This window comes from Mesorhizobium sp. P2_E9 (assembly GCF_056403815.1).
Genome location: NZ_JBFUET010000003.1, coordinates 223,769 through 243,188, shown reverse-complemented (window position 1 = coordinate 243,188; position 19,420 = coordinate 223,769). Strand labels below are relative to the sequence as shown.

23 protein-coding genes and 1 tRNA gene are annotated in these 19,420 nt (G+C 64.6%); 8 read left to right on the top strand and 16 right to left on the bottom strand.

Annotated features, from left to right (window positions below; translation table 11 throughout):
* Positions 1 to 10 precede the first annotated feature (10 nt).
* Positions 11 to 742 (bottom strand): glutathione S-transferase family protein, encoded by a 732-nt coding sequence (locus AC1D05_RS07220; RefSeq protein ID WP_477439534.1) that lies wholly within the window; start codon positions 740 to 742, stop codon positions 11 to 13.
* Positions 743 to 840: 98 nt separating this feature from the next.
* Between AC1D05_RS07220 and AC1D05_RS07215 the strand changes: the two genes are divergently transcribed.
* Positions 841 to 1,299, top strand: a complete 459-nt coding sequence (locus tag AC1D05_RS07215; protein ID WP_477439532.1) for a MarR family winged helix-turn-helix transcriptional regulator — start codon at positions 841 to 843, stop codon at positions 1,297 to 1,299.
* 27 nt (positions 1,300 to 1,326) lie between these two features.
* On the opposite strand, the gene AC1D05_RS07210 is transcribed toward AC1D05_RS07215, so the two are convergent.
* A complete protein-coding gene (locus AC1D05_RS07210) occupies positions 1,327 to 1,761 on the bottom strand; it encodes an anthrone oxygenase family protein (RefSeq protein ID WP_477439531.1) in 435 nt (144 codons plus the stop codon).
* 152 nt (positions 1,762 to 1,913) lie between these two features.
* Between AC1D05_RS07210 and AC1D05_RS07205 the strand changes: the two genes are divergently transcribed.
* On the top strand, positions 1,914 to 2,558 hold the full coding sequence (locus AC1D05_RS07205) for a TetR/AcrR family transcriptional regulator (RefSeq protein ID WP_477439529.1): 645 nt from the start codon (positions 1,914 to 1,916) through the stop codon (positions 2,556 to 2,558).
* Positions 2,559 to 2,592: 34 nt separating this feature from the next.
* Positions 2,593 to 3,612 (top strand): ketol-acid reductoisomerase, encoded by a 1,020-nt coding sequence (gene ilvC, locus AC1D05_RS07200; RefSeq protein ID WP_013531065.1) that lies wholly within the window; start codon positions 2,593 to 2,595, stop codon positions 3,610 to 3,612.
* A gap of 124 nt (positions 3,613 to 3,736) precedes the next feature.
* Here the strand turns inward: ilvC and AC1D05_RS07195 are convergent, their stop codons facing one another.
* A complete protein-coding gene (locus AC1D05_RS07195; protein ID WP_477439527.1) occupies positions 3,737 to 4,156 on the bottom strand; it encodes a cupin domain-containing protein in 420 nt (139 codons plus the stop codon).
* A gap of 57 nt (positions 4,157 to 4,213) precedes the next feature.
* On the opposite strand from AC1D05_RS07195, the gene AC1D05_RS07190 reads away from it, so the two are divergent.
* A complete protein-coding gene (locus tag AC1D05_RS07190) occupies positions 4,214 to 4,708 on the top strand; it encodes a MarR family winged helix-turn-helix transcriptional regulator (protein ID WP_477439525.1) in 495 nt (164 codons plus the stop codon).
* A gap of 146 nt (positions 4,709 to 4,854) precedes the next feature.
* On the opposite strand, the gene AC1D05_RS07185 is transcribed toward AC1D05_RS07190, so the two are convergent.
* Complete coding sequence (locus AC1D05_RS07185; protein ID WP_477439523.1) at positions 4,855 to 5,400, bottom strand: BA14K family protein; 546 nt, start codon at positions 5,398 to 5,400, stop codon at positions 4,855 to 4,857.
* A 189-nt stretch (positions 5,401 to 5,589) separates the two neighbouring features.
* On the opposite strand from AC1D05_RS07185, the gene AC1D05_RS07180 reads away from it, so the two are divergent.
* Together AC1D05_RS07180 and AC1D05_RS07175 are read left to right on the top strand one after the other, a co-directional pair.
* Entirely contained in the window at positions 5,590 to 6,702 is a 1,113-nt protein-coding gene (locus tag AC1D05_RS07180; RefSeq protein WP_477439521.1) for an endonuclease/exonuclease/phosphatase family protein, read from the top strand.
* A 5-nt stretch (positions 6,703 to 6,707) separates the two neighbouring features.
* On the top strand, positions 6,708 to 7,424 hold the full coding sequence (locus AC1D05_RS07175; RefSeq protein WP_477439519.1) for an NUDIX hydrolase: 717 nt from the start codon (positions 6,708 to 6,710) through the stop codon (positions 7,422 to 7,424).
* On the opposite strand, the gene AC1D05_RS07170 is transcribed toward AC1D05_RS07175, so the two are convergent.
* The 4 genes from AC1D05_RS07170 to AC1D05_RS07155 all read right to left on the bottom strand — a co-directional run bounded on the left by AC1D05_RS07170 (position 7,421) and on the right by AC1D05_RS07155 (position 11,004).
* Positions 7,421 to 7,663: a hypothetical protein gene (locus tag AC1D05_RS07170; protein ID WP_477439517.1), complete on the bottom strand. Its 243-nt coding sequence runs from the start codon at positions 7,661 to 7,663 to the stop codon at positions 7,421 to 7,423. The two genes, AC1D05_RS07175 and AC1D05_RS07170, sit on opposite strands and share 4 nt — an antisense overlap.
* Positions 7,664 to 7,784: 121 nt before the next feature.
* A complete protein-coding gene (locus AC1D05_RS07165; protein ID WP_477439515.1) occupies positions 7,785 to 9,002 on the bottom strand; it encodes an ABC transporter permease in 1,218 nt (405 codons plus the stop codon).
* The gene (locus AC1D05_RS07160; RefSeq protein ID WP_477439513.1) at positions 8,999 to 9,706 is read right to left on the bottom strand and encodes an ABC transporter ATP-binding protein; all 708 of its coding nucleotides are present in this window, start codon (positions 9,704 to 9,706) and stop codon (positions 8,999 to 9,001) included. Before AC1D05_RS07160 ends, AC1D05_RS07165 begins: the two co-directional genes overlap by 4 nt.
* Positions 9,707 to 9,711: 5 nt before the next feature.
* Entirely contained in the window at positions 9,712 to 11,004 is a 1,293-nt protein-coding gene (locus tag AC1D05_RS07155; RefSeq protein WP_477439511.1) for an efflux RND transporter periplasmic adaptor subunit, read from the bottom strand.
* Positions 11,005 to 11,105: 101 nt separating this feature from the next.
* Here AC1D05_RS07155 and AC1D05_RS07150 point away from each other — a divergent pair, with 101 nt between their 5' ends.
* Both AC1D05_RS07150 and AC1D05_RS07145 read left to right on the top strand, forming a co-directional pair.
* On the top strand, positions 11,106 to 12,014 hold the full coding sequence (locus AC1D05_RS07150) for a PhzF family phenazine biosynthesis protein (protein ID WP_477439509.1): 909 nt from the start codon (positions 11,106 to 11,108) through the stop codon (positions 12,012 to 12,014).
* A gap of 107 nt (positions 12,015 to 12,121) precedes the next feature.
* Positions 12,122 to 12,197: transfer RNA gene (locus tag AC1D05_RS07145), tRNA-Lys, on the top strand.
* A gap of 76 nt (positions 12,198 to 12,273) precedes the next feature.
* Here AC1D05_RS07145 and AC1D05_RS07140 read toward each other — a convergent pair.
* From AC1D05_RS07140 to cbiE, 8 genes are read right to left on the bottom strand one after another with little or no spacing between them, the layout of a single operon-like run.
* Entirely contained in the window at positions 12,274 to 13,014 is a 741-nt protein-coding gene (locus AC1D05_RS07140) for a hypothetical protein (protein ID WP_477439507.1), read from the bottom strand.
* A gap of 24 nt (positions 13,015 to 13,038) precedes the next feature.
* Entirely contained in the window at positions 13,039 to 14,049 is a 1,011-nt protein-coding gene (cobT, locus tag AC1D05_RS07135; protein WP_477439505.1) for a nicotinate-nucleotide--dimethylbenzimidazole phosphoribosyltransferase, read from the bottom strand.
* 38 nt (positions 14,050 to 14,087) lie between these two features.
* Positions 14,088 to 14,861: an adenosylcobinamide-GDP ribazoletransferase gene (cobS, locus tag AC1D05_RS07130; RefSeq protein WP_477439503.1), complete on the bottom strand. Its 774-nt coding sequence runs from the start codon at positions 14,859 to 14,861 to the stop codon at positions 14,088 to 14,090.
* Between the two features lie 48 nt (positions 14,862 to 14,909).
* On the bottom strand, positions 14,910 to 16,223 hold the full coding sequence (locus AC1D05_RS07125; RefSeq protein ID WP_477439501.1) for a cobyrinate a,c-diamide synthase: 1,314 nt from the start codon (positions 16,221 to 16,223) through the stop codon (positions 14,910 to 14,912).
* Entirely contained in the window at positions 16,220 to 17,038 is an 819-nt protein-coding gene (cobA, locus tag AC1D05_RS07120; protein WP_477439499.1) for a uroporphyrinogen-III C-methyltransferase, read from the bottom strand. Before cobA ends, AC1D05_RS07125 begins: the two co-directional genes overlap by 4 nt.
* Positions 17,035 to 17,799, bottom strand: coding sequence for a precorrin-4 C(11)-methyltransferase (gene cobM / locus AC1D05_RS07115; RefSeq protein WP_477439497.1), 765 nt, complete (start codon positions 17,797 to 17,799; stop codon positions 17,035 to 17,037). Before cobM ends, cobA begins: the two co-directional genes overlap by 4 nt.
* Positions 17,796 to 18,182, bottom strand: coding sequence for a cobalamin biosynthesis protein (locus tag AC1D05_RS07110; RefSeq protein ID WP_477439495.1), 387 nt, complete (start codon positions 18,180 to 18,182; stop codon positions 17,796 to 17,798). The genes cobM and AC1D05_RS07110 overlap by 4 nt, the downstream gene beginning before the upstream one ends.
* Positions 18,179 to 19,420 carry a precorrin-6y C5,15-methyltransferase (decarboxylating) subunit CbiE gene (gene cbiE / locus AC1D05_RS07105; protein ID WP_477439493.1) on the bottom strand — a complete coding sequence of 414 codons (1,242 nt, stop codon included), beginning with the start codon at positions 19,418 to 19,420 and terminating at the stop codon, positions 18,179 to 18,181. The genes AC1D05_RS07110 and cbiE overlap by 4 nt, the downstream gene beginning before the upstream one ends.

The following is a 19,420-nucleotide window of genomic DNA, read 5'->3' as shown; positions in this document are numbered from 1 at the left end:
ATCCGAGCGTTCAAGCCGATCGTGCCAACGCAAATGGTCCGGCTTGATCGTTCCGATGGATGAGGCTCGACAGAAATGATCCCTTGGCTTGCAGGAACGCGTGCAGGCGCTGCGGATAGTCAGCCGCCACCGCGTGCCTGATCGAGGGACGATCACGCAAGGCCTGCCGCCAGGCCTGGACATGCGGCTTGCCGTCCAGGATTCCGAAATCGCCGATCCGGTCGAAGGCGTCGAGATATCGGAAAACCGGCCCATAGACCGCATCGACGAGCGAGAAGCTGTCGCCGGCGAACCATGGGCCATTCCGATCGGTGCCATCAGCCAGTTCGGCCTCGAGGCGATCAAACATCCCCGACAGCGCGCCGGATTCGGCAAGGAAGCCGGCCTCGGTCGGTGCTGAATAGAAGCGGCCGATGGCGTTGAGGGTGGCCGAGCCGAACTCGATCCAGGCACGGTGCCGGGCACGGGCGTAAGGATCGGCGGGGTGGAGGGGATTGGCCTGGGTCTCTTCGAGGAATTCGAGGATGACCGCGGATTCGAAGATTGTCGTTTCCTCGCCATTTCGCTGCACGCGCAGCAGCGGCACCTTGCCGAGCGGCGAGATCACCTTGAACCAGTCCGGCTTGTCGGCGAGGTCGATGTCGACGCGTTCGAACGGCACGCCCTTTTCGGTCAGCGAGATCGCCGCGCGCTGGACATAGGGGCAGAGAGGATGGCTGACGAGAACGAGTTTGTCGGACATGATTTGCCTTTCGGTATTAATGCAATTGCATCTATGTAAATGCAGATGCATTGATCGTCAAGCTTGATGCAATTGCATCTATCTCTTATGGTACGGTCATGACCGAGAAAGCCACGCCTTCGCCGCAAGCCATCAACGCCTGGGCTCGCCTGATGCGCGTGTCGCGCCAGCTGGTGGAGAGTGCCGAAGACGCGCTGAAGCAGGGCGGCCTGCCGCCGCTTGCCTGGTACGACGTGCTGCACGAGCTCGCCGAGGCGGGCGAGGGCGGCTTGCGGCCGTTTCAATTGATCGAGCGGACCCTGTTTGCGCAGTACAACATCTCGCGGCTTCTGGCGCGGCTCGAGGCCGATGGGTTGGTCGAGAAGCTGCCGGTGGCGGACGACGGCCGCGGCCAGACCATCCGCATCACGGCCAAGGGGCGAGAGACGCGCCGGCGGATGTGGGCCGTCTACGGCCGGTCGATCGCCGAACTGGTTGGCGCCAGGCTTACGCCCAACGAGCTGAACACGGTGTCGGCACTGCTTGGCCGGCTGCGCCATCCGCCTGCCGGCGATTGAGGCTGGCCCGGTAAGATCCGACCGATGTCAGGCCAGATAGCTGCCCCAGAAAAAGGCCAGTGTCGCCAGCACGCCAAGGGCCACGCGAACCAGGTGCAGATTGCCCCATTTGACGATCAGGAGCCTGGCTTGCGGATTGGCGGCGCCGGCATCCATCGCTTCCAGCACCCTGTTGGTCGGCATCATCGCAATGAGCGTCCACGGCCAGGGCAGGATAATCAGCACCGCGCCGACAAGAATGGCGAGGCCGCCGATCAACCACCAGGCAATCAGCCCGAGGACGCAGGCGACAATGGCAATCGACGCCTGCATGGCGGCGCCGCGCTTGTAGGAGGGCTGCCATTCCTGCAACAAAGCACTGTCGTCTAGGCGAAGCCGTGCCGGCTGCTCGGCGACGCTGACATAGACCGCGGCGCCGGCAAACACGGCTGACATGGTGAAGGCAAGCAATCCGACCAACATGTTTCTTTTCCTTGCAGGACGCCAACAGTGAAGTCGTCCAGAGAGAAATAGGGCTTGCAAGGTCCGGTGCAATACGCCATAGAGGTGCCGAACCGTAACGTACGGTACGGCATGCCGGATATTGACGGCTTGCCCGTCCTTGAGGGAAGAGCGTGTTGCACATCGTGCCCGATATCGACACCAGCGAGACGCTGACGGAGCGGCAGAAGGCCGTTCTGGATGCGGCGTTGCGGCTGTTGGTCGAGGAGGGCGATCAGCTGACCATGACCGCCGTGGCCAGGCGGGCCAGCTGCTCCAAGGAAACGCTCTACAAATGGTTTGGCGACCGCGACGGGCTGTTGACGGCAACCGTGCAGTGGCAGGCCTCCAAGGTGCGGGTGGCGTCCGTCGACGGCAAGGGCCTCGACCTTGCCTCGCTGACGGCAAGCCTCGAGCGCTTTGCTTCCGACTGGCTGAAGGTGATTTCCAGCGATACGTCGATCGCGCTCAACCGGGTGGCGGTCAGCCATGCAGGGTCGGGCAAGGATAATCTTGGGGCCGTCGTGTTGGAAAATGGCCGCTTCGCGCTGGCCAAGCGGCTGAAGCCGGTGCTGGAGGCAGGCCGGCAGGCAGGGCTTTTGGATTTCGCGGATGCCGAGACGGCGTTCCGTAGCTTTTTCGGGCTGGTCGCCCGCGACGTGCAGATCCGTCTGCTGCTCGGCGACCGGCTGGAATTGACTGAGGCGACGATCGGTGGCGATGCCGTCCGCGCGACGCAGCAGTTTCTCGCTCTTTTCGGAGCAAAAACCGGGCCGTAAGGCCTCTGATTTATAAAACGGGAAGGAAGACAAAATGCGTGTTTATTACGATCGTGATGCCGATCTCAACCTGATCAAGGGCAAGAAGGTCGCTATCATCGGCTATGGCAGCCAGGGCCGGGCACATGCGCTCAACCTCAAGGATTCCGGCGCCAAGGAGATCGCCATCGGCCTCAAGGCCGGCTCGGCGACCGCCAAGAAGGTCGAGGCCGACGGTCTCAAGGTGATGAGCGTGGCCGATGCCGCCAAATGGGCCGACCTGATGATGATGGCGACGCCCGACGAGCTGCAGGCCGACATCTACAAGAACGAAATCGCGCCGAATATCCGCGATGGTGCAGCGATCGCCTTCGCGCACGGCCTCAACGTGCATTTCGGCCTGATCGAGCCGAAGTCGACCGTCGACGTCGTCATGATCGCGCCGAAGGGCCCGGGCCACACGGTGCGTGGCGAATACCAGAAGGGCGGCGGCGTGCCGTGCCTGGTCGCCGTCAACCAGGACGCTTCGGGCAACGCGCTTGATCTCGCCCTGTCCTACGCCTGCGGCGTCGGCGGTGGCCGTTCGGGCATCATCGAGACCAATTTCCGCGAGGAATGCGAGACCGATCTGTTCGGCGAGCAGGTCGTGCTCTGCGGCGGTCTGGTCGAACTCATCCGCGCCGGCTTCGAGACGCTGGTGGAAGCCGGCTACGCGCCCGAGATGGCCTATTTTGAGTGCCTGCACGAGGTCAAGCTGATCGTCGACCTGATCTATGAAGGCGGCATCGCCAACATGAACTACTCGATCTCGAACACCGCCGAATGGGGCGAGTATGTGTCGGGCCCGCGCATCATCACCGCCGAGACGAAGGCCGAGATGAAGCGCGTGCTGAAGGACATCCAGACGGGAAAATTCACCTCGGAGTGGATGCAGGAATATCGCGCCGGCATGTCACGCTTCAAGGGCATCCGCCGCAACAACGACAGCCACCAGATCGAGGAAGTCGGCGCCAAGCTGCGTGCGATGATGCCGTGGATTTCCAAGAACAAGCTGGTCGACAAGGCCAAGAACTGAGCGAAATCCACGCTCTTGCCCTTGCGCATCCTCGGGCTTCGCTCCGCGGGTGCGCTGGGATTTCCAAGAATACGCAATCTGGCCCGCTGCTGCGAGTTGGCCGCAGTGGGCTTGTCGCAGGCGTCTACGCGGGCACGAGCCCGTGGCGCAGCATGACCTCGTTCGCCTTGGCCAGGTCGGGCTTGCCGGGGACATTGATCACCTCGGCAATCTCCTCGAAGTAGCGGCGCCCGATGGACCCCGGCGTCAACACGGCCAAAGTCCGCGACACACCGTCGTGCAGATTCTCGTGGTGGTGGACACTGCCCCGCGGAATGAAGACGGCATCTCCCACGCCGAGTTCCTGCTTTCGGTCATTGACGGTGATCGTCAAAATGCCTTCCAGCCCATACAGCGTTTCGTCCGCCTCCTGATGGTAGTGGGGCGCGGGTACGCGGGCGCGGGACGGGACAACGAATTCAAACACGGTTGCACCCTTGTCTGAGACCAGGAAGCGCAACTCCAGCTCACCGATCCTCAGGACGCTCTGTGTACTCGCTTCCATCGACATGTTCCTTGTTGTAAAGTGGCTTTACGAAATTTGTAAAAGGACTTTACAACAATGTCAACAGCCGTTCAGACGACAGAACCGCCGGAGCCCGAAAGAGAGCTTGGCCCGCCGTTCTTCGGGGCTCTCCTGCGCATCACTTGGCAGCACGTTCGCGACCAGATGCACAGGGCCATTCATGACGCCGGCTTCACCGACTTTCAGGACGCTCACTTCGCCGTGTTCTCGTATCCCCTTCCGGATGGCGTAAGGCCGTCGGAACTGGCTCGCCAGAAGCGAATGTCGAGGCAGGCGGTCAACTACCTCCTCATCCAGCTCGAGGAGCTCGGCTATATCGAGAGGCGCTCTCGCGAGGGCAGCGACCGGCGCCTCATCTACCTGAGTGCGCGCGGGTGGCAGCTTGTCGAGACGATTTTCACCTGCCTGCGGCGGTTGCATGCGGAATGGGCGCAGGAGATCGGTGAGCAGCGGTTCAACGACTTCCTTGGCGTGTTGAGGCAGCTGTCCGAGAGGGCGCAGGAGGATTACGCCAAAGATCCAGGCCAGTAGCCGACCGATCGCGGCGGAGCGCTGCGCGTCACTGTGCTCGCGGTTCCGTTGAGCCGTGGTGCCAGTGAGGCTTAGGCTCGGTGCCAGCGCACGAAATGGCGCCGCGATGCGCGGCGCCGTTTCGTGTATTCGTCTGTCAGCGTAGCTCAGCTATAAGGCGACCAGCACTGCTGGCGCGGGCCGTTATAGGGCTGGAACGTGTTGTCGTAAGCGCGATACGACCGGTACCTGTTGTAGCACCACCGGACATGGGCGTTGGAAAGTCGCCCGGCGCGATAGTAGCGGCGCGGCGGTGGCGCATAGTAATCGTAGTTGTTGTAGTTGTTGTACATGCTGCCAAGCCCAAGCCCCAGACCAAGGCCCAAAACCGCGGCAGCGCCATCGTCATAGCCGCCGTGATAGTGGCGGCGACCATGGCGCCAGCGCCAATCGTCACCGCCGCCGTTCCAATTGCCGCCGTTCCAATTGCCGCGGTTCCAGTTGCGACGCCAGTCATGGCGGCGCCATCTCCAGTCGTCGTTGCCGCCCGCCCAGCCATCACGAACCGGCGTGACCGTAGGTGCCGCGGTGCTGGCGGGAATCGACAGATCCGGCTGCAGGATCGGTCCGGCGGCCGACGGTGCCGTGATGCCGGAGACAATGCCGAGCGCTATCAGCCCGGATTTGATGGTGGAAGAAAAGAGCGAATTCATTGCACTCTCCAAGAGATACAGGCCCCACGCCTACCCTGGGAATGGGCCTACTGTGGATCTTTGCGTCTGAACGGCGGATGAACGGAAAGGTTCCGTCAACCATGGCGCGAATGCCGCCAGGGCCAATCGATCCCTGCTTGTGGTCCTGTGATCTTGTCTTCTCCAGCACTTGCAGGCAAAGGTCAGGGCATGTCGCTGCGCATTGCCACCTTCAATGTCGAGAACCTGATGAACAGGTTCGATTTTTCCGGCTATCGCAACCAGCTCAATGAGGATCGGACGCTGGCGCTGTTCGATATCCAGAGCGAGGCCGAGTACAAGATGCTGGAGCAGGCCCGCGCCATCGCCCAGTCCGACGACACGCGCCAGCTGTCGGCGCTGGCGATCGCCGCCACCCGTGCCGATATCATCTGCATGCAGGAGGTCGACAACATCGAGGCGCTGAAGGCCTTCGAATATGGCTATCTGTTCAAGATGGTGGGGCAGGGCTACCGCCAGAAATACACCACATCGGGCAATGATTCGCGCGGCATCGATGTCGCCCTGATGATGCGCAACGAGACCGCGCAGGGCCAGCCGATCGAATTCGTGCGCATGACCAGCCACGCCTACGTCACCTACGAGCAGTTCGGGCTGCACACGGCGGAGCTGGCGGCGCTCGGCAACCAGGCCAATGAGCGCATCTTCCGGCGCGATTGCCTGGAGGTCGACCTCACCATCGGCGGCGTGCCGCTGACGCTCTATCTCGTGCACTTCAAGTCGATGGGCTCGCCGCGCAATGGGCTCGACGGACGCGAGGCGACGATGCCGGTGCGCATCGCCGAGGCCCTGGCCGTGCGCCGCATCATCGAGGAGCGCTTCGGTGGGGAGCATGCCGCCGACAAGCGCTGGGCGATCTGCGGCGACATGAACGACTACCGCCAGCGCGTGAAGATCGCCGGCGACGAGGTCGACGGTTATCGTTTCGAGGTGGTCGACGAGAACCAGTCCTGCATCAATGTGCTGACGGCTGGCGGCTTCTGCGAGAACGTCGTCGAGCGGCGGCCGGAAATGAACCGCTGGACCTTCTATCACACGCGCGGGCCCGACGAGCGGCATCTCTGTCAGCTCGACTATATCCTGCTGTCCAAGGGGCTGGCGGCGAAGAACGCCACCGCGGTACCCGACATCATCCGCAACGGCCAGCCCTGGCGCACCATTTTCCCCCCGGGCCAGGAGGTCGAACGTTTCCCGCGCGCCGGCTGGGACCGGCCGAAAGCGTCGGACCATTGCCCGGTGGCGATCACGCTGGATATGGCCTGAACCGCATGAGTTTCGACCTGCCGCGCAATGTCATCCTGCCGGTCAATGCCATCGACGTGCGGCTCGACCCCGGCCCGCATCCGTTCGCTCGCGACAACGAGCAGGCGATCGCCGAGAACTGGCAGCGTGAGATCGCTGCCAATCCGGCACTGTTCGACGGCACCGTGGTGCTGCTCTCCCAGCTCGCCTGGCGCGACAATCGCCTTGTCGGCCGCTGCCACGCGGTCAACTACTCCACCTTCATGCTCTGGCGGCAGCGGCGCGAGAACTCCGGCGCCGAGCACGCCTATGCGCATGCTGTGCTGGTGGCTGGTGACAACGCGCTGGTGGCGATCCGCATGGGGCCGCGCACCGTCAATGCCGGCCGCGTCTATTTCGCCGCTGGTTCGTTCGAGCCGATCGATTTTCGCGACGGGCTGGTTGATGTCGATTTCAACATGATCCGCGAAGTGCGCGAGGAGACCGGCCTCGACCTGTCGGCTGCCAGGCGCGGCATGCGCTGGCACGCTTTGTCGACCGCGAGCGGTACGGTCATTTTCCGTCGCTATCATGTCGATGAGCCGGCCGATGAGATCGCGCGGCGGATCTCAGCCTTCGTCGCAGCAGAGACCGATCCAGAGATCGAGGGGCCGGTGATCATCCGTCATGCCGCCGACCTGCCGGAGGGGCTATCGCCGCACATGAGGCCGCTGATCGAGTGGCATTTTGCCGGCGAGGATTAGCGACGCGTCCCGTCCTGCGCCGCCTTGCGATCGTTGCGGGCGGCGACCAAGAACAGGATAGCGCCGATGCCCAGCAACCCACCCATGGCCATTCCCATGGTCTGGCCGACGACCACCTGGAAATCTGATGTGACGCGATCGGGATTGGCCATGCCGTAACGGGCGAGGTACCACCAGATGCCTGCCAGGAAGGCCTCGATGATGATCATCGCCAGGATTACGCGTGCCTTCTTGCTCATGCGTCGTTCCTCGACCGGAGATGTCTTGCCTTAGCATCGTCGGTCGAAGGACGACAGTGTGGTCGGTGCAGGCAAACGCCCAAGGTTGGGGATAGCCGCTCGCGGTGGCGGAGCCTGCCCTTTACTCGTGCCGCAGCGCGTCGATCGGATCGAGCCTGGCGCCACGCAGGGCGGGGAAGAAGCCGAACACCATGCCGATCAGCGCGGAGAAGCCGACGGCGAGCAGGATGACGGCCGGACTGGGCGCAAAGGGTATCGTCAGCGTCACCGCGGCGAGGCCGGCCAGCGCCAGGCCGATCAGGATGCCGATGATGCCGCCGAGCAGCGACAGCACCGTCGCCTCGACCAGGAACTGGATGAGGATGTGCTTTTCATGCGCGCCGATGGCCAGCCTGATGCCGATCTCGCGGGTGCGTTCGGTGACCGAGACCAGCATGATGTTCATGATGCCGATGCCGCCGACCAGCAGGCTGACGCCGGCGACGGCGCCCAGCATGCCGGTCATGGTGGTGGTGGCGCTGGCCATGGCGTCGGCGATCTGGGTCATGTCGCGTATGCCGAAATCGCTTTCGCGGTCCGGGGTGATGCGGCGCGAATCGCGCAAAATGTCCTCGACGCGCGGCTGTAGCTCGCTGGTCGGCGTGCGGTCGTCGGCGGCGATGTAGATGTTGTCGATGTCGCGGTTGCCGGCGATGCGGCGCTGATAGGCGTGCAGCGGCATCAAGACGACATTGTCCTGGTCCTGGCCGAAGCCGGTATAGCCCTTGGGCTCGAGCAGCCCGATGATCTTGCAGGAGGTACGGTTGACGCGGATGATCTCGCCTTCGGGGTCGCCGGCGCCGAAGAACTGCTGGCGCACCGTCTCGCCGATCAGGCAGACGCCGGTGCCCGAACGGGTTTCGGAATCGCTGAACGGGCGGCCCGACACCAGCTTCCAGTCGCGCGCGTCGAGATAGGCGCTGTCGGTGCCGGTAACGCCCGAGGTCAGGCTCTCGGTGCCGAAGATGACACGCACCTGCTTTTGCGAGGCCGGCGAAATGGCGCGCGCGCCGGTCAAATGCGCAACCAGGGCTTCGAGGTCCTTTTCGGCCAGTGGGCGCACCACCTGGTCGAGCCCGCCCGGACCGCCGGGACCGGCCGGCCGGCCGGAACGGACGACCAGCAGGTTGCTGCCGAGTTTGGAAATGTCGGCCTTGACCTTTTCGGTGGTGCCGGAGCCGATGGTGAGCATGGCAATGACGGCGGCAACGCCGATGACGATGCCGAGCAGCGTCAGAAACGAGCGCAGCACGTTGCGGCGGATGGAGCGCAGCGAAAGCCGGACGGTTTCCCAGATCATGCCAGCTCTACCTTCATGGTGTCGGAGGCGACATGGCCGTCGAGGAAGCGGATGGTGCGCTCGGCGTAACCGGCAACGTCGGCCTCATGCGTGACCATGGCGATGGTCAGGCCGAGTTCGGTGTTGAGCTGGGTCAGCAACTCCATGATCTCATGCGTACGGGCGGTGTCGAGATTGCCGGTCGGCTCGTCGGCGACGAGCAAGGTCGGCCGTGTGACGATGGCGCGCGCGATCGCCACGCGCTGCTGCTGGCCACCGGAGAGTTCCGCCGGCGTGTGATGCTCGCGGCCGACAAGGCCCACCTGGGCGAGGGCCTGCATGGCAAGGTCGCGGCGCTCGCGGGCGGCGACACCGCGATAGATCAGCGGCAGTTCGACATTTTCAGCCGCGGTGGTGCGGGCCAGCAGATTGTAGCCCTGGAAGACGAAGCCGACATAGAGGTTGCGCAGCATGGCGCGGCGGTTGCGGTCGAGCCGGCCGGCATCGATGCCCATGAAAGAGTAGGTTCCGGCCGTCGGCGTGTCGAGGCAGCCGATGATGTTCATCGCCGTCGATTTGCCGGAACCGGACGGACCCATGATGGCGACAAACTCGCCGCGCTTGATGGCAAGGTCGACGCCGGCCAGCGCATGCACGCGGGCCTCGCCCTGGCCATAGCTCTTCCAGACCTTGTCGAAGGTGATGAGGGGGGCGCCGGCGGCCACGGGCTTTAGCTCCGCTGCTGCGAGGCGGTGATGACCTGCGCGCCTTCCTCCAGGCCTGACGTGATCTCGGTCAGTTCGCCGTCGGTCGAGCCGATCTTGACGTTGACCGCATGCGGCCGGCCGTTATCGAGCACATAGAGCGTGCGCGAGCCATCGGTTGGGGCCGTAGCGGCCTGGCGCTGACGGTTGCCGCCCGGGCGGCCCATACGGCCGGTGAACAGGTCGCTGAGGCTCCACGCACGGGCCGTCTGCTGCACCGGGCGGTAGCGGAAGGCGGTGGCGGGCACGGTGAGCACGCCCTTGGCTTCCCTCGTGACGACCGAAACGGTGGCGGTCATGCCGGGGCGCAGCAGCAGCTCGTTGTTGTCGACTTCGAGCCGCGCATTGTAGGTGACGACGCCGTCGGTGGTGACCGAGGCATAGGAGATGTCGCGGATCTCGGCATCGAACGGCCGGTCCGGGAAGGCATCGACGGTGAAGCGCGCGTGCTGGCCTGACTTGACGGCGCCGATGTCGGCTTCGTCGACCGCCGCCACCAGTTCCATGTTCCTGAGATCGGCGGCGATGATGAACAGCACCGGCGCCTGCAGCGAGGAGGCGACCGTCTGGCCGGGGTCGACCGAGCGCGTCAGCACGATGCCGTCGATCGGCGCATAGATCGTGCTCTTGGCAAGATCGGTCTGCTGCGCCTTGAGGTCGGCCTGGGCGATGGCGAGATTGGCTTGCGCACTGTCGAGTGCTGCCTTGGCGCGGTCGCGCGTCGCGGTTGCCGCCTCGAGCGACTGGTCGGTCGCCATGCCGCGCTTGGTCAAGGCCGCCGCGCGTACCAGCGCGCTTTCGTTCTCGGCCAGCGTCACCGTGGCGTCTTCGACATTGGCAGCGGCGCCCTTGGCGGATGCCTCGGCGCGTTCGATCTGGACCTCGAGTTTCACCGTATCGAGCGTCGCCAGCACGTCGCCCTTCTTAACCTGCTGGTTCTCTTCGGCGGAGACCGAGCGGATGATGCCGGACAGTTCGCTGGAAATGTCGACCTGGGTGAGCGGCTGCAGCGTGCCTGTCGCCGACACCTGGACGGTGAGATCGGCCTTGGCGGCCGGCACGGTGGTGTAATCGATCTTGGCGGGCGTGCCGGCATACCATTGGTAGAGGCCAAGACCGGTGGCAAGCACGATCAGGGTCAGCAACGCATAGAGCCAGCCACGCCGGCGCGACTTGCTCCGCCCGTTTTTATCGAGCCCAAGCGCCGTCTCGATGGCGGAATCCGATTCCGTCTTTGGCAGATTGACAATCTGGTCCACGTCGGACCCCTATGATGCGTAATGTCCCTATCTGTGCACAGATCAGGCTTGCCGGTTCAAATATCAAATTAAATTTCGCCCATGTTGGGAATGAGGCAGGAATGCAAACCCGGAATTACTTGCTTTACGATGTGTTTACGACCGAGCGACTGGCCGGAAATCCGCTGGCGGTGGTGTTGGATTGCAAAGGTCTGGACACGGCAGCGATGCAGGCCATCGCGCGCGAATTCAATCTGTCCGAGTCGGTCTTTGTGCTGCCGCCGGACAATCCCAAGCACAAAAACCGCATCCGCATCTTCACGCCCGACTATGAAATGCCGTTCGCCGGCCATCCGACCGTCGGTTCGGCAATCGCGCTTGCCGAACTCTCCGGCGAGGGTGGGGCCGGCATTTTCGTGCTGGAAGAGAATATCGGCCCGGTGCGCTGCGCCGTCAGCACGCATGATGACGCGACCTTCGCCGAGTTCGACCTGGCGAAACTGCCGGAGCCGCTGGAGCTTGAGGCCGATCCGCAGGCGATCGGTGCCGCCCTTGGCCTGGCGCCGCATGAGATCGGTTTCGAGAATCACCGCGTCGCCTTCTGGTCGGCGGGTGTGCCCTATGTGACCATTCCGGTCGCCAATCTCGAGGCGGCGGGCCGCATCCGGCTGGACAACCAGGCGTGGTCGGAACTGGCGCCGCGCAAGAGCGAGTGGGCCTTCGCCAGCCCCTATGTCTATTGCCGCGAGACGGTGAACCACGAAAGCGCGTTCCATGTGCGCATGATCGTGCCCGGCACGCCTTCCTATGAAGACCCGGCGACGGGTTCGGCGGCGGCGGCCTTTGCCGGCGCCATCATGCATTTCGACGGCCCGACCGATGGCATTTCACAGCTGTGGATCGAGCAGGGCCTGGAGATGGGCCGGCCGTCGCGCATCCGCCTCGAACTGACCGTGCAAGGCGGAAAACTGGCCTCGGCGCGCATTGGCGGCCATGCCGTGAAGGTGGCGGAAGGCAAGCTGTTCGTGTGACCATCTGCGTCACTTCAGCGATTTGTCGGGAAATGATTCCGGCAGGGCTAGACATGACCGATGGTGGCGGCTATATGCCCGCCAACGCCGGTTTTTGCCGGCCGAGTGGGTGCGTAGCTCAGTTGGTAGAGCAGCTGACTCTTAATCAGCGGGTCCACAGTTCAATCCTGTGCGCACCCACCAAATTCTTCGAAAATTGGTGGAAAGACCCTAAAAGTGGGACGTTTCGCTGCTGTCCGTTGGCAGCACCGTTCGACTGCTATTGCACAGTTGGTCGCAGATAGGTGAGAATCGCCCGGGTTATAGCGATGACGCCGTCGACAGCTTCGAAGTCTGTCTTGCTTTTGCCGATCATCCATTCCAGCTCGGGAGCTTCCGGCAATTTAAGCGCCCGATTTATTCCCCAGCCTGAGAGCGCAAGAAGTTCAAAAGATGTCGGCTCGCCAAGCTCGTAATAGGGAAAGCGAAAATACAACCGAACCGGCCCGCCATATCCAAGCTTGAAGGTCATGGTGACCGAAACATTGTGACCAAATCTGTCTTCAAAGGCTCCGCCAAAACTGAGGTCCCTGGCATCGTAGCTATGCCATTGCCTCGCCGATCCCAAGGCACCCCATGCCTTCAGGGTATGGGCCTTCAGTTCCTTGCGGTTCGGGAATTTTGCCTTTTCAGGATCATAACGAGCGGGCGGGTCGATGTAAGCTGTTTCGGTTCTCCACTCCTCAGCGGCACTGCGAAGATCTTCGAAAATCTGAATGATTTTCAAATCTGTCGCCTCGCCGGAAAACATCGAAATCCGCCATTGAGAAATCATCTCGCACAGCTCTTCGACCGTATGGCCTGATCGCTCTGCCCAATCCTGTGTTGCCAGTATCCACGGCGAATTGTAATTCAGCCCGGCAAAAGCTCCGCTCTTGCTGTCGAAATCCCGGATAATCCTCGCAAGAATATCCCGAAGTCCCTGTTTGGGGTCTCCGAATATTTGCGAGGGCTCATTCATCGGGTGTGATCCGGCGTTGCGAATCTACTTCTCCGACACGCCAGCCTCAGCGAAACTCGCCATCCTTGCATGGCACTCCAGCGCCGAGCGGACGATGTTGACGGCGAGGCAAGCGCCGGAGCCTTCGCCGAGCCGCATGCCGAGGTCGAGCAGCGGCGGCAGGCTGAGCGCTTCGAGCAGGCCACGATGACCCGATTCGGCCGAGACATGGGCGGCGATGGTGTGCGCGAGGCCGGTCGGGTGCAGCTTGGCCAGCGGTGCCGCGGCGGCGGTGCAGACGAAGCCGTCGAGCAGCACGGGTATGCCGAGATGACGGGCGGCAAGCGTGGCGCCGAAGATGGCGGCGAGTTCACGGCCTCCGAGGGCAGCGGCAATGCCCAGTGGATCAGCCAGGGCGACGGCATGGCGCTTCAGGCCGGCCTCGATGGCGACCACCTTGCGCTTCAGGCCGGCATCGTCGACGCCGGTGCCGCGCCCGGTCCATTTTTCCGCGCCGCCACCGAACAGCGCGGCCGAAATAGCGGCGGCCGGCGTAGTGTTGCCGATGCCCATTTCGCCGAAGCAGACGAGGTCGAGGTCTTTCGTTACCGCGTCATAGCCGGCTGAGACAGCGGCGAGGAAGGACTTCTCATCCATCGCCGGCACTTGCGTGAAATCGCCCGTCGGATGGTCGAGATCGAGCGGAATGACATCAAGTTCGGCGCCGGCGATGCGGGCGAGCTGGTTGATGGCGGCACCGCCACCGGCGAAATTCGCCACCATCTGCACGGTCACTTCCGAGGGAAAAGCCGACACGCCTTGGGCGGTGACGCCGTGATTGCCGGCGAAGACGAACACCTTCACCCGATCGAGCCTGGGCATGTCGCGGCCCTGCCAGCGCGCCAGCCACGCGGCGATGGTCTCCAGCCGCCCGAGGCTGCCTTGCGGCTTGGTCAGCGTGTCCTGGCGGTTGGCAACCGCCTTTGCGGCCGTATCGCTGCCGGCGGGCAGGTCGAGGCAGGCGGCGCGCAGTTCATCGAGGGATTTGAAGGGCATGGGGGCAAGGTCTCCGGAAGGGAATCAGGTCAAGGGATTCAGGAAAGCGCGACGGAAGCGACGAGCAGCACCGCGATTTCGCTCACCTGCTGCAAAGCGCCGATCGTGTCGCCGGTCTGGCCGCCGATCTGGTTGAGGCAAAGGGCGTGGAAGGCGGCAAACAGCAGGCCAAGCAGGATGAGGGCGGCGATGGCGCCGCCGAGCCCAAGCAGCAGAAGCGGGATCGCGCCGAGCACGGCTGCGGCGATCGCAGTTTCAAGCGAGACGGTGCCGGCGCCGGCCGAGAGGCCGTCATCGCGCGCTGGCGGCAAGAGATGCATGAAGGCGCCCAGCACGCCACGCGAGGCCGCGTGGGCGGCAACAAGGGCAAAGAGCGCCTGCGTCGGGTCGACCAATTGCGACAGCGCGCTCCAGCGGATCAGCAGCGACAGACCCAGCGCCATGGCGCCATAAGCGCCGATGCGGCTGTCGCGCATGATCTCCAGTTTGCGGCCGCGCGATTTGCCGCCGCCAAAGCCGTCGGCGACGTCGGAAAGCCCGTCCTCGTGCAGGCAGCCGGTTGTGATCACCGTGGCGACGAGGGCAAGTGCTGCCGCCGGCCCCATGGCGAGGCCGAATCGCTCCGCCGTGGCAAAGACGATGGCGCCGATCAGCCCGACGACGAGGCCGGCGATCGGTGCGGCCCAGATCGCGGCGGCAAGGCCGCGGCCGCGAAAGTCGAAGACGGGGAGCGGCAGTCTGGTGAAGAAGACCAGGCAGAGCGCCACGTCGTCGAGGATTTGACGAGGCGAAACGATGATGTTCCGGACCATGAGCCTGATCTTTTCCGAAAACCGGTCGCCATTTTTCGGCATCTTGTTCTAGCCCCTCGCAATGGCGTGGAAGAAGGTGCCGCTGACATGGCCGCGTCGGTAGCCGGAGGCGCCGATCGGATTGCCCTGGCCGTCGGCGAGGTCGGCCAAAGGCTCATCATTGCCGGTGGCGGTCATCTGCGCATAGTGGAATTCGTGGCCGCGGATCAGCGCGCCCGTAGATCCCAGGGGGCAGTCGGCGCGCAGCCGCGCCTCGCGGTAGCCGAGGTTCATCTTGCGTTTGGCGAAGCTGGTGGCATGGCCGAGCAGGCCAAGCATCCCGTGCGTCTCGCCCGATGCATCCTCCAGCGCTTCGCCGAGCACCATGAAGCCGCCGCACTCGCCGTGGATGGGCTTCGTCGCCGCAAATCTTGCCATGCCGGTTTTGAACGTCTCCGCCGCTGCGAGCTTGCCGGCATGAAGCTCGGGATAGCCGCCGGGCAGCCAGCAGACATCGCAGCTGTCGTCGGGCGCGTCATCGGCTAGCGGTGAGAACGGAACGATTTCCGCGCCGGCCTTGCGCCAGTAGGCGGCGACATGCGGGTAGAGGAAGGTGAAGGCGGCATCTTCGGCCAGCGCGATGCGTTGGCCGGGCGGCTGCAGCGCGCCGGCGAAGTCGCCGGGCGCCGGGGTGAGGGGCGTTGCCAGCCTCATCACAGCATCGAGGTCGAGCGATTTCTCCGCCATGTCCGCCAGCCGGTCGAGATGCGCCATCAGATCATCATACTCGCCGGCCTGGACGAGGCCGAGATGGCGTTCGGGCAAATTGAGCGTGGGATCGCGCAGGATGGCGCCGACGACGGGCAGGCCGATCGCCTCGATGGCGTCGCCGGACAGCCGGCGGTGGCGCTCGCTGCCCAGCCGGTTGAGCACGACGCCGGCCATGCGCACATCCGGGTCGTAGGTGGCAAACCCCTTGGCGACGGCCGCAGCCGTGGTCGATTGTCCGGAAACGTCGAGCACCAGCAGCACCGGCAGGCCATAGAGCCGGGCGAGGTCGGCCGCAGAGCCGGTGCGCCCCGGCGCGGCCGGAATGCCGTCGAACAGGCCCATGGCGCTTTCAAGGATGACGAAATCGGTGTCGTCGGCCTGTTGCGCGGCGAGTGCGTTGAGCAGCGACGGCGGCATGGCCCAGCTGTCGAGATTGACGCCGGACAGGCCGGTGGCGGCGGTATGGAAACCAGGATCGATATAGTCGGGGCCGGATTTGGCGCCACGCACTTTCAGCCCACGCCGGGTGAGCGCGCGCAGAATACCGATGGTGACGCTGGTCTTGCCCGAACCGGAGCGGGGCGCGCCGATGATGATGGCGCGGGCCGTCATGCCTGCCCCGCCAGTGCCGCGCGCATGGCGACGATGCCGCCGACGACGATCAGTGCCGGCGAGGCGAGGCCTGCGGCTGCCGCTTCCTCGGCGATGGTGGCGAGCGTGGCGACGACGGTTCGTTCCTGCGGCGTTGTCGCGGCGACGATCACCGCCGCTGGCGTCGATGGCGCCAGCCCACCGTCGAGCAGGGCGGCTGCGATCAGCGGCAGATTGGCCATGCCCATATAGACGACGACTGGCTGGCCGGTGCGGGCGATCGCCGCCCAGTCGATGTCATCATCGGTGCCGGCGGCGTGGCCGGTCGCCAGGATCACCGCCTTGTTGATGCCGCGCATGGTGGCCGGAATGCCGGTCGCGGCCAGCGCGCTCAGACCCGAGGTCAGGCCGGGCAGCACGCGGAACGGGATGTTTTCCCGCGCGAGCGCCAAAGCCTCTTCGCCGCCGCGACCGAAAATATAGGGATCGCCGCCTTTCAGCCTGACGACGCGGCGGCCTTCGCGCGCAAGCCGCACCAGCAGGGCGGTGATGTCGTCCTGCTTCATCGACGGTTTTCCGCCGCGCTTGCCGGCAAAGAACAGCTCGGCGTTTGCGGCCACCGCGACAACATCGGGCGAGACGAGCGCGTCGTAGACCAGCGCGTCCGCTTCGGCCAACGCTGCCAGCACTTCCAGCGTCAGGCAGCCGGGGTCGCCAGGACCGGCGCCGGCGAGCCAGACATGGCCCGGCTCGAGCCGGCGCGGCTTGAAGTTCAGCCGGGCAAGCGCTTGTTCGAGCGCGGCGTTGTCGCCCTTGTTTTTGGTGCTGCCGCTCACAATCCGTCCCGTCCGCGAAAACGCCGCTGATAGTGGGCGTCGTACAATGAACTCTCGCCAAAGCCTTCCGCCGCCAGCGAGCGGCCGACGAAGATGATCGCGGTGCGCTCCATCGGGTCAGAGGCGAGTTGCGCCTCGATGGTTTCCAGCGTTCCCGTCAGCACGCGCTCGTCCGGCCAGGAGGCGCGGAAGACGATCGCCACCGGGCAATCGCCGCCATAATGCGGCGTCAACTCGGCGACGACTCGGTCGATGGCGTGAATGGCAAGATGGATGGCCAGCGTGGCGCCGGTGCGGCCGAAACCGGCCAGCGTTTCGCCGGACGGCATCTTTGACGCACGGCCGGAGATACGGGTCAGCACCAGGCTTTGCGCGACTTCGGGAATGGTCAGTTCACGGCGCAGTGCGGCGGCCGCGGCGGCGAAGGAGGGGACGCCCGGCGTCAGCGTGTAGGGGATGCCGTGCTTTTCCAGCCGGCGAATCTGCTCGGCAACGGCGCTCCACACCGACAGGTCGCCGGAATGCAGCCGGGCGACGTCGTGGCCGGCCTTGTAGGCGTCGAGATAGGCGGCCTCGATCTCGTCAAGCGACATCGGCGCAGTGTCGATCAGTTTCGTCCCCGGCGCGCAGTGCTGCAGCAATTCAGGCGCCACGATCGAACCGGCGTGGAGGCAGACCGGACAGCTTGCCAGGAGCTTCGCGCCGCGCAGCGTGATGAGGTCGGCGGCGCCCGGACCGGCGCCGATAAAATGGACGGTCATGGCGCGTCTCCGCTGATGGCGATGGCGCAGGTGACCGGGCCGAGCACGGTGCGCGGGCCAAGCAGCGTGGCGCCTTTGCCGGCCGCCGCAAGGGCTGACGCCTCCGAAACCGAGGGTGTGCCGGTCAGCTCCTGCGAGAGGCTGGAACTGCTGAGTGTCGCCGGCGAGGCAGCTTGAAGTGCTGCATCATCGACGATGATGACCGGAAGGTTCAGCGCGCGGCCAGCAGCAGTGATCGCTTCTTCATCCTTCTTGAGCGGGGCGGTGGCCAGCGCCGACAGCGCGGTCATTGCCAGCCCATGTGCTTCGAGAGCGGTTTCAATCGCGGCAAGCACGTCTTCAACTCCAACGCCTTTTCGGCTGCCGATGCCCGCGACCATCATGGCTTTCCCCAGCTCCATTGGGTGACCGGCATGGCCGGCCGCCATGCCTGCATCGAGCCGACGGGCGAGGCGCGCGAAATGTTTATCCGGGTGAGATCGCCACCGAGTTTCGTGTGCTGGGCGAGCAGCAGGGCCTCCATCTCCAGCGTCACCGCATTGGCGACGAGCCGGCCACCAGGGCGCAGCGCCTTGATGGCGGCCTTCAACACGCCGGTGTCGCTGCCGCCGCCGCCGATAAAGATCGCGTCCGGCGTGTCCAGCCCGGCAAGCGCCTTGGGCGCGCTGCCTTCCACGACGACAAGGCCGGGAACGCCACAGGTAGCAGCGTTATGGCCGATGCGGGCGGCGCGGATCGGGTCGGCTTCGATGGCGATAGTGCGCATCAGGGGATGGGCCAGCATCCATTCGATGCCGATGGAGCCGGAGCCGGCGCCGATGTCCCACAGCAATTCGCCGCGCCTCGGCGCCAGCGCCGAAAGGGTGATGGCGCGGATTTCGCGCTTGGTGATCTGGCCGTCATGATCGAACAGATGATCGGCAAGGCCGAACGCCAATGGCAGAACGCGCGCATCTGGACCGGATTCAACTTCGACCGCCAGCACGTTGAGCGGATTGATGTTTTCGAGATCGAAGGCATCGGCGCGAGCCGTGCGCTGCGTTTCCTTTGGCCCGCCCAGCGCCTCCAGGACCGTCAGCCGCGAGGCGCCGAAATCGAGTTCGGTGAGCAGGCGGGCAATTGCCGCCGGCGCTTCGGCATCCGACGTCAATGCCAGGATGCGCGCGTTCGGCTGCAGCAGCGGTCGGATCAGGTCGAGCGGACGGCCATGCAGCGAGATCGTCTCGATGTCCTGCAGCGCCCAGCCCAGGCGAGCGGCTGCCAGCGAAATGGCCGACGGCGCCGGGATGACGTGCATCGCCTGTGGCTTCACTTTGCGGGCGAGGGTGGCGCCGACCCCGTGGAAGAAGGGATCGCCGGAGGCGAGCACGCAGACTTTGCTGCCGGCAAGCGCCAGCACATCAACCATTCCCGCATCGAAAGGGACCGGCCAGGGGCGTGGCTTGCCCTTGGCGAAGGACTCGACCAGCGCCAAATGCCGCTTGCCGCCGAAGATGAACTCCGCTTCGGCGATCCGCTGCTTGGCCTCGTCACCGAGACCGGCTAAACCGTCCTCGCCGATGCCGACGATTGTGAGCCATCGTGAGTTGAGCTTGGCACCGCGCGGACCCTCAGCAGGCAT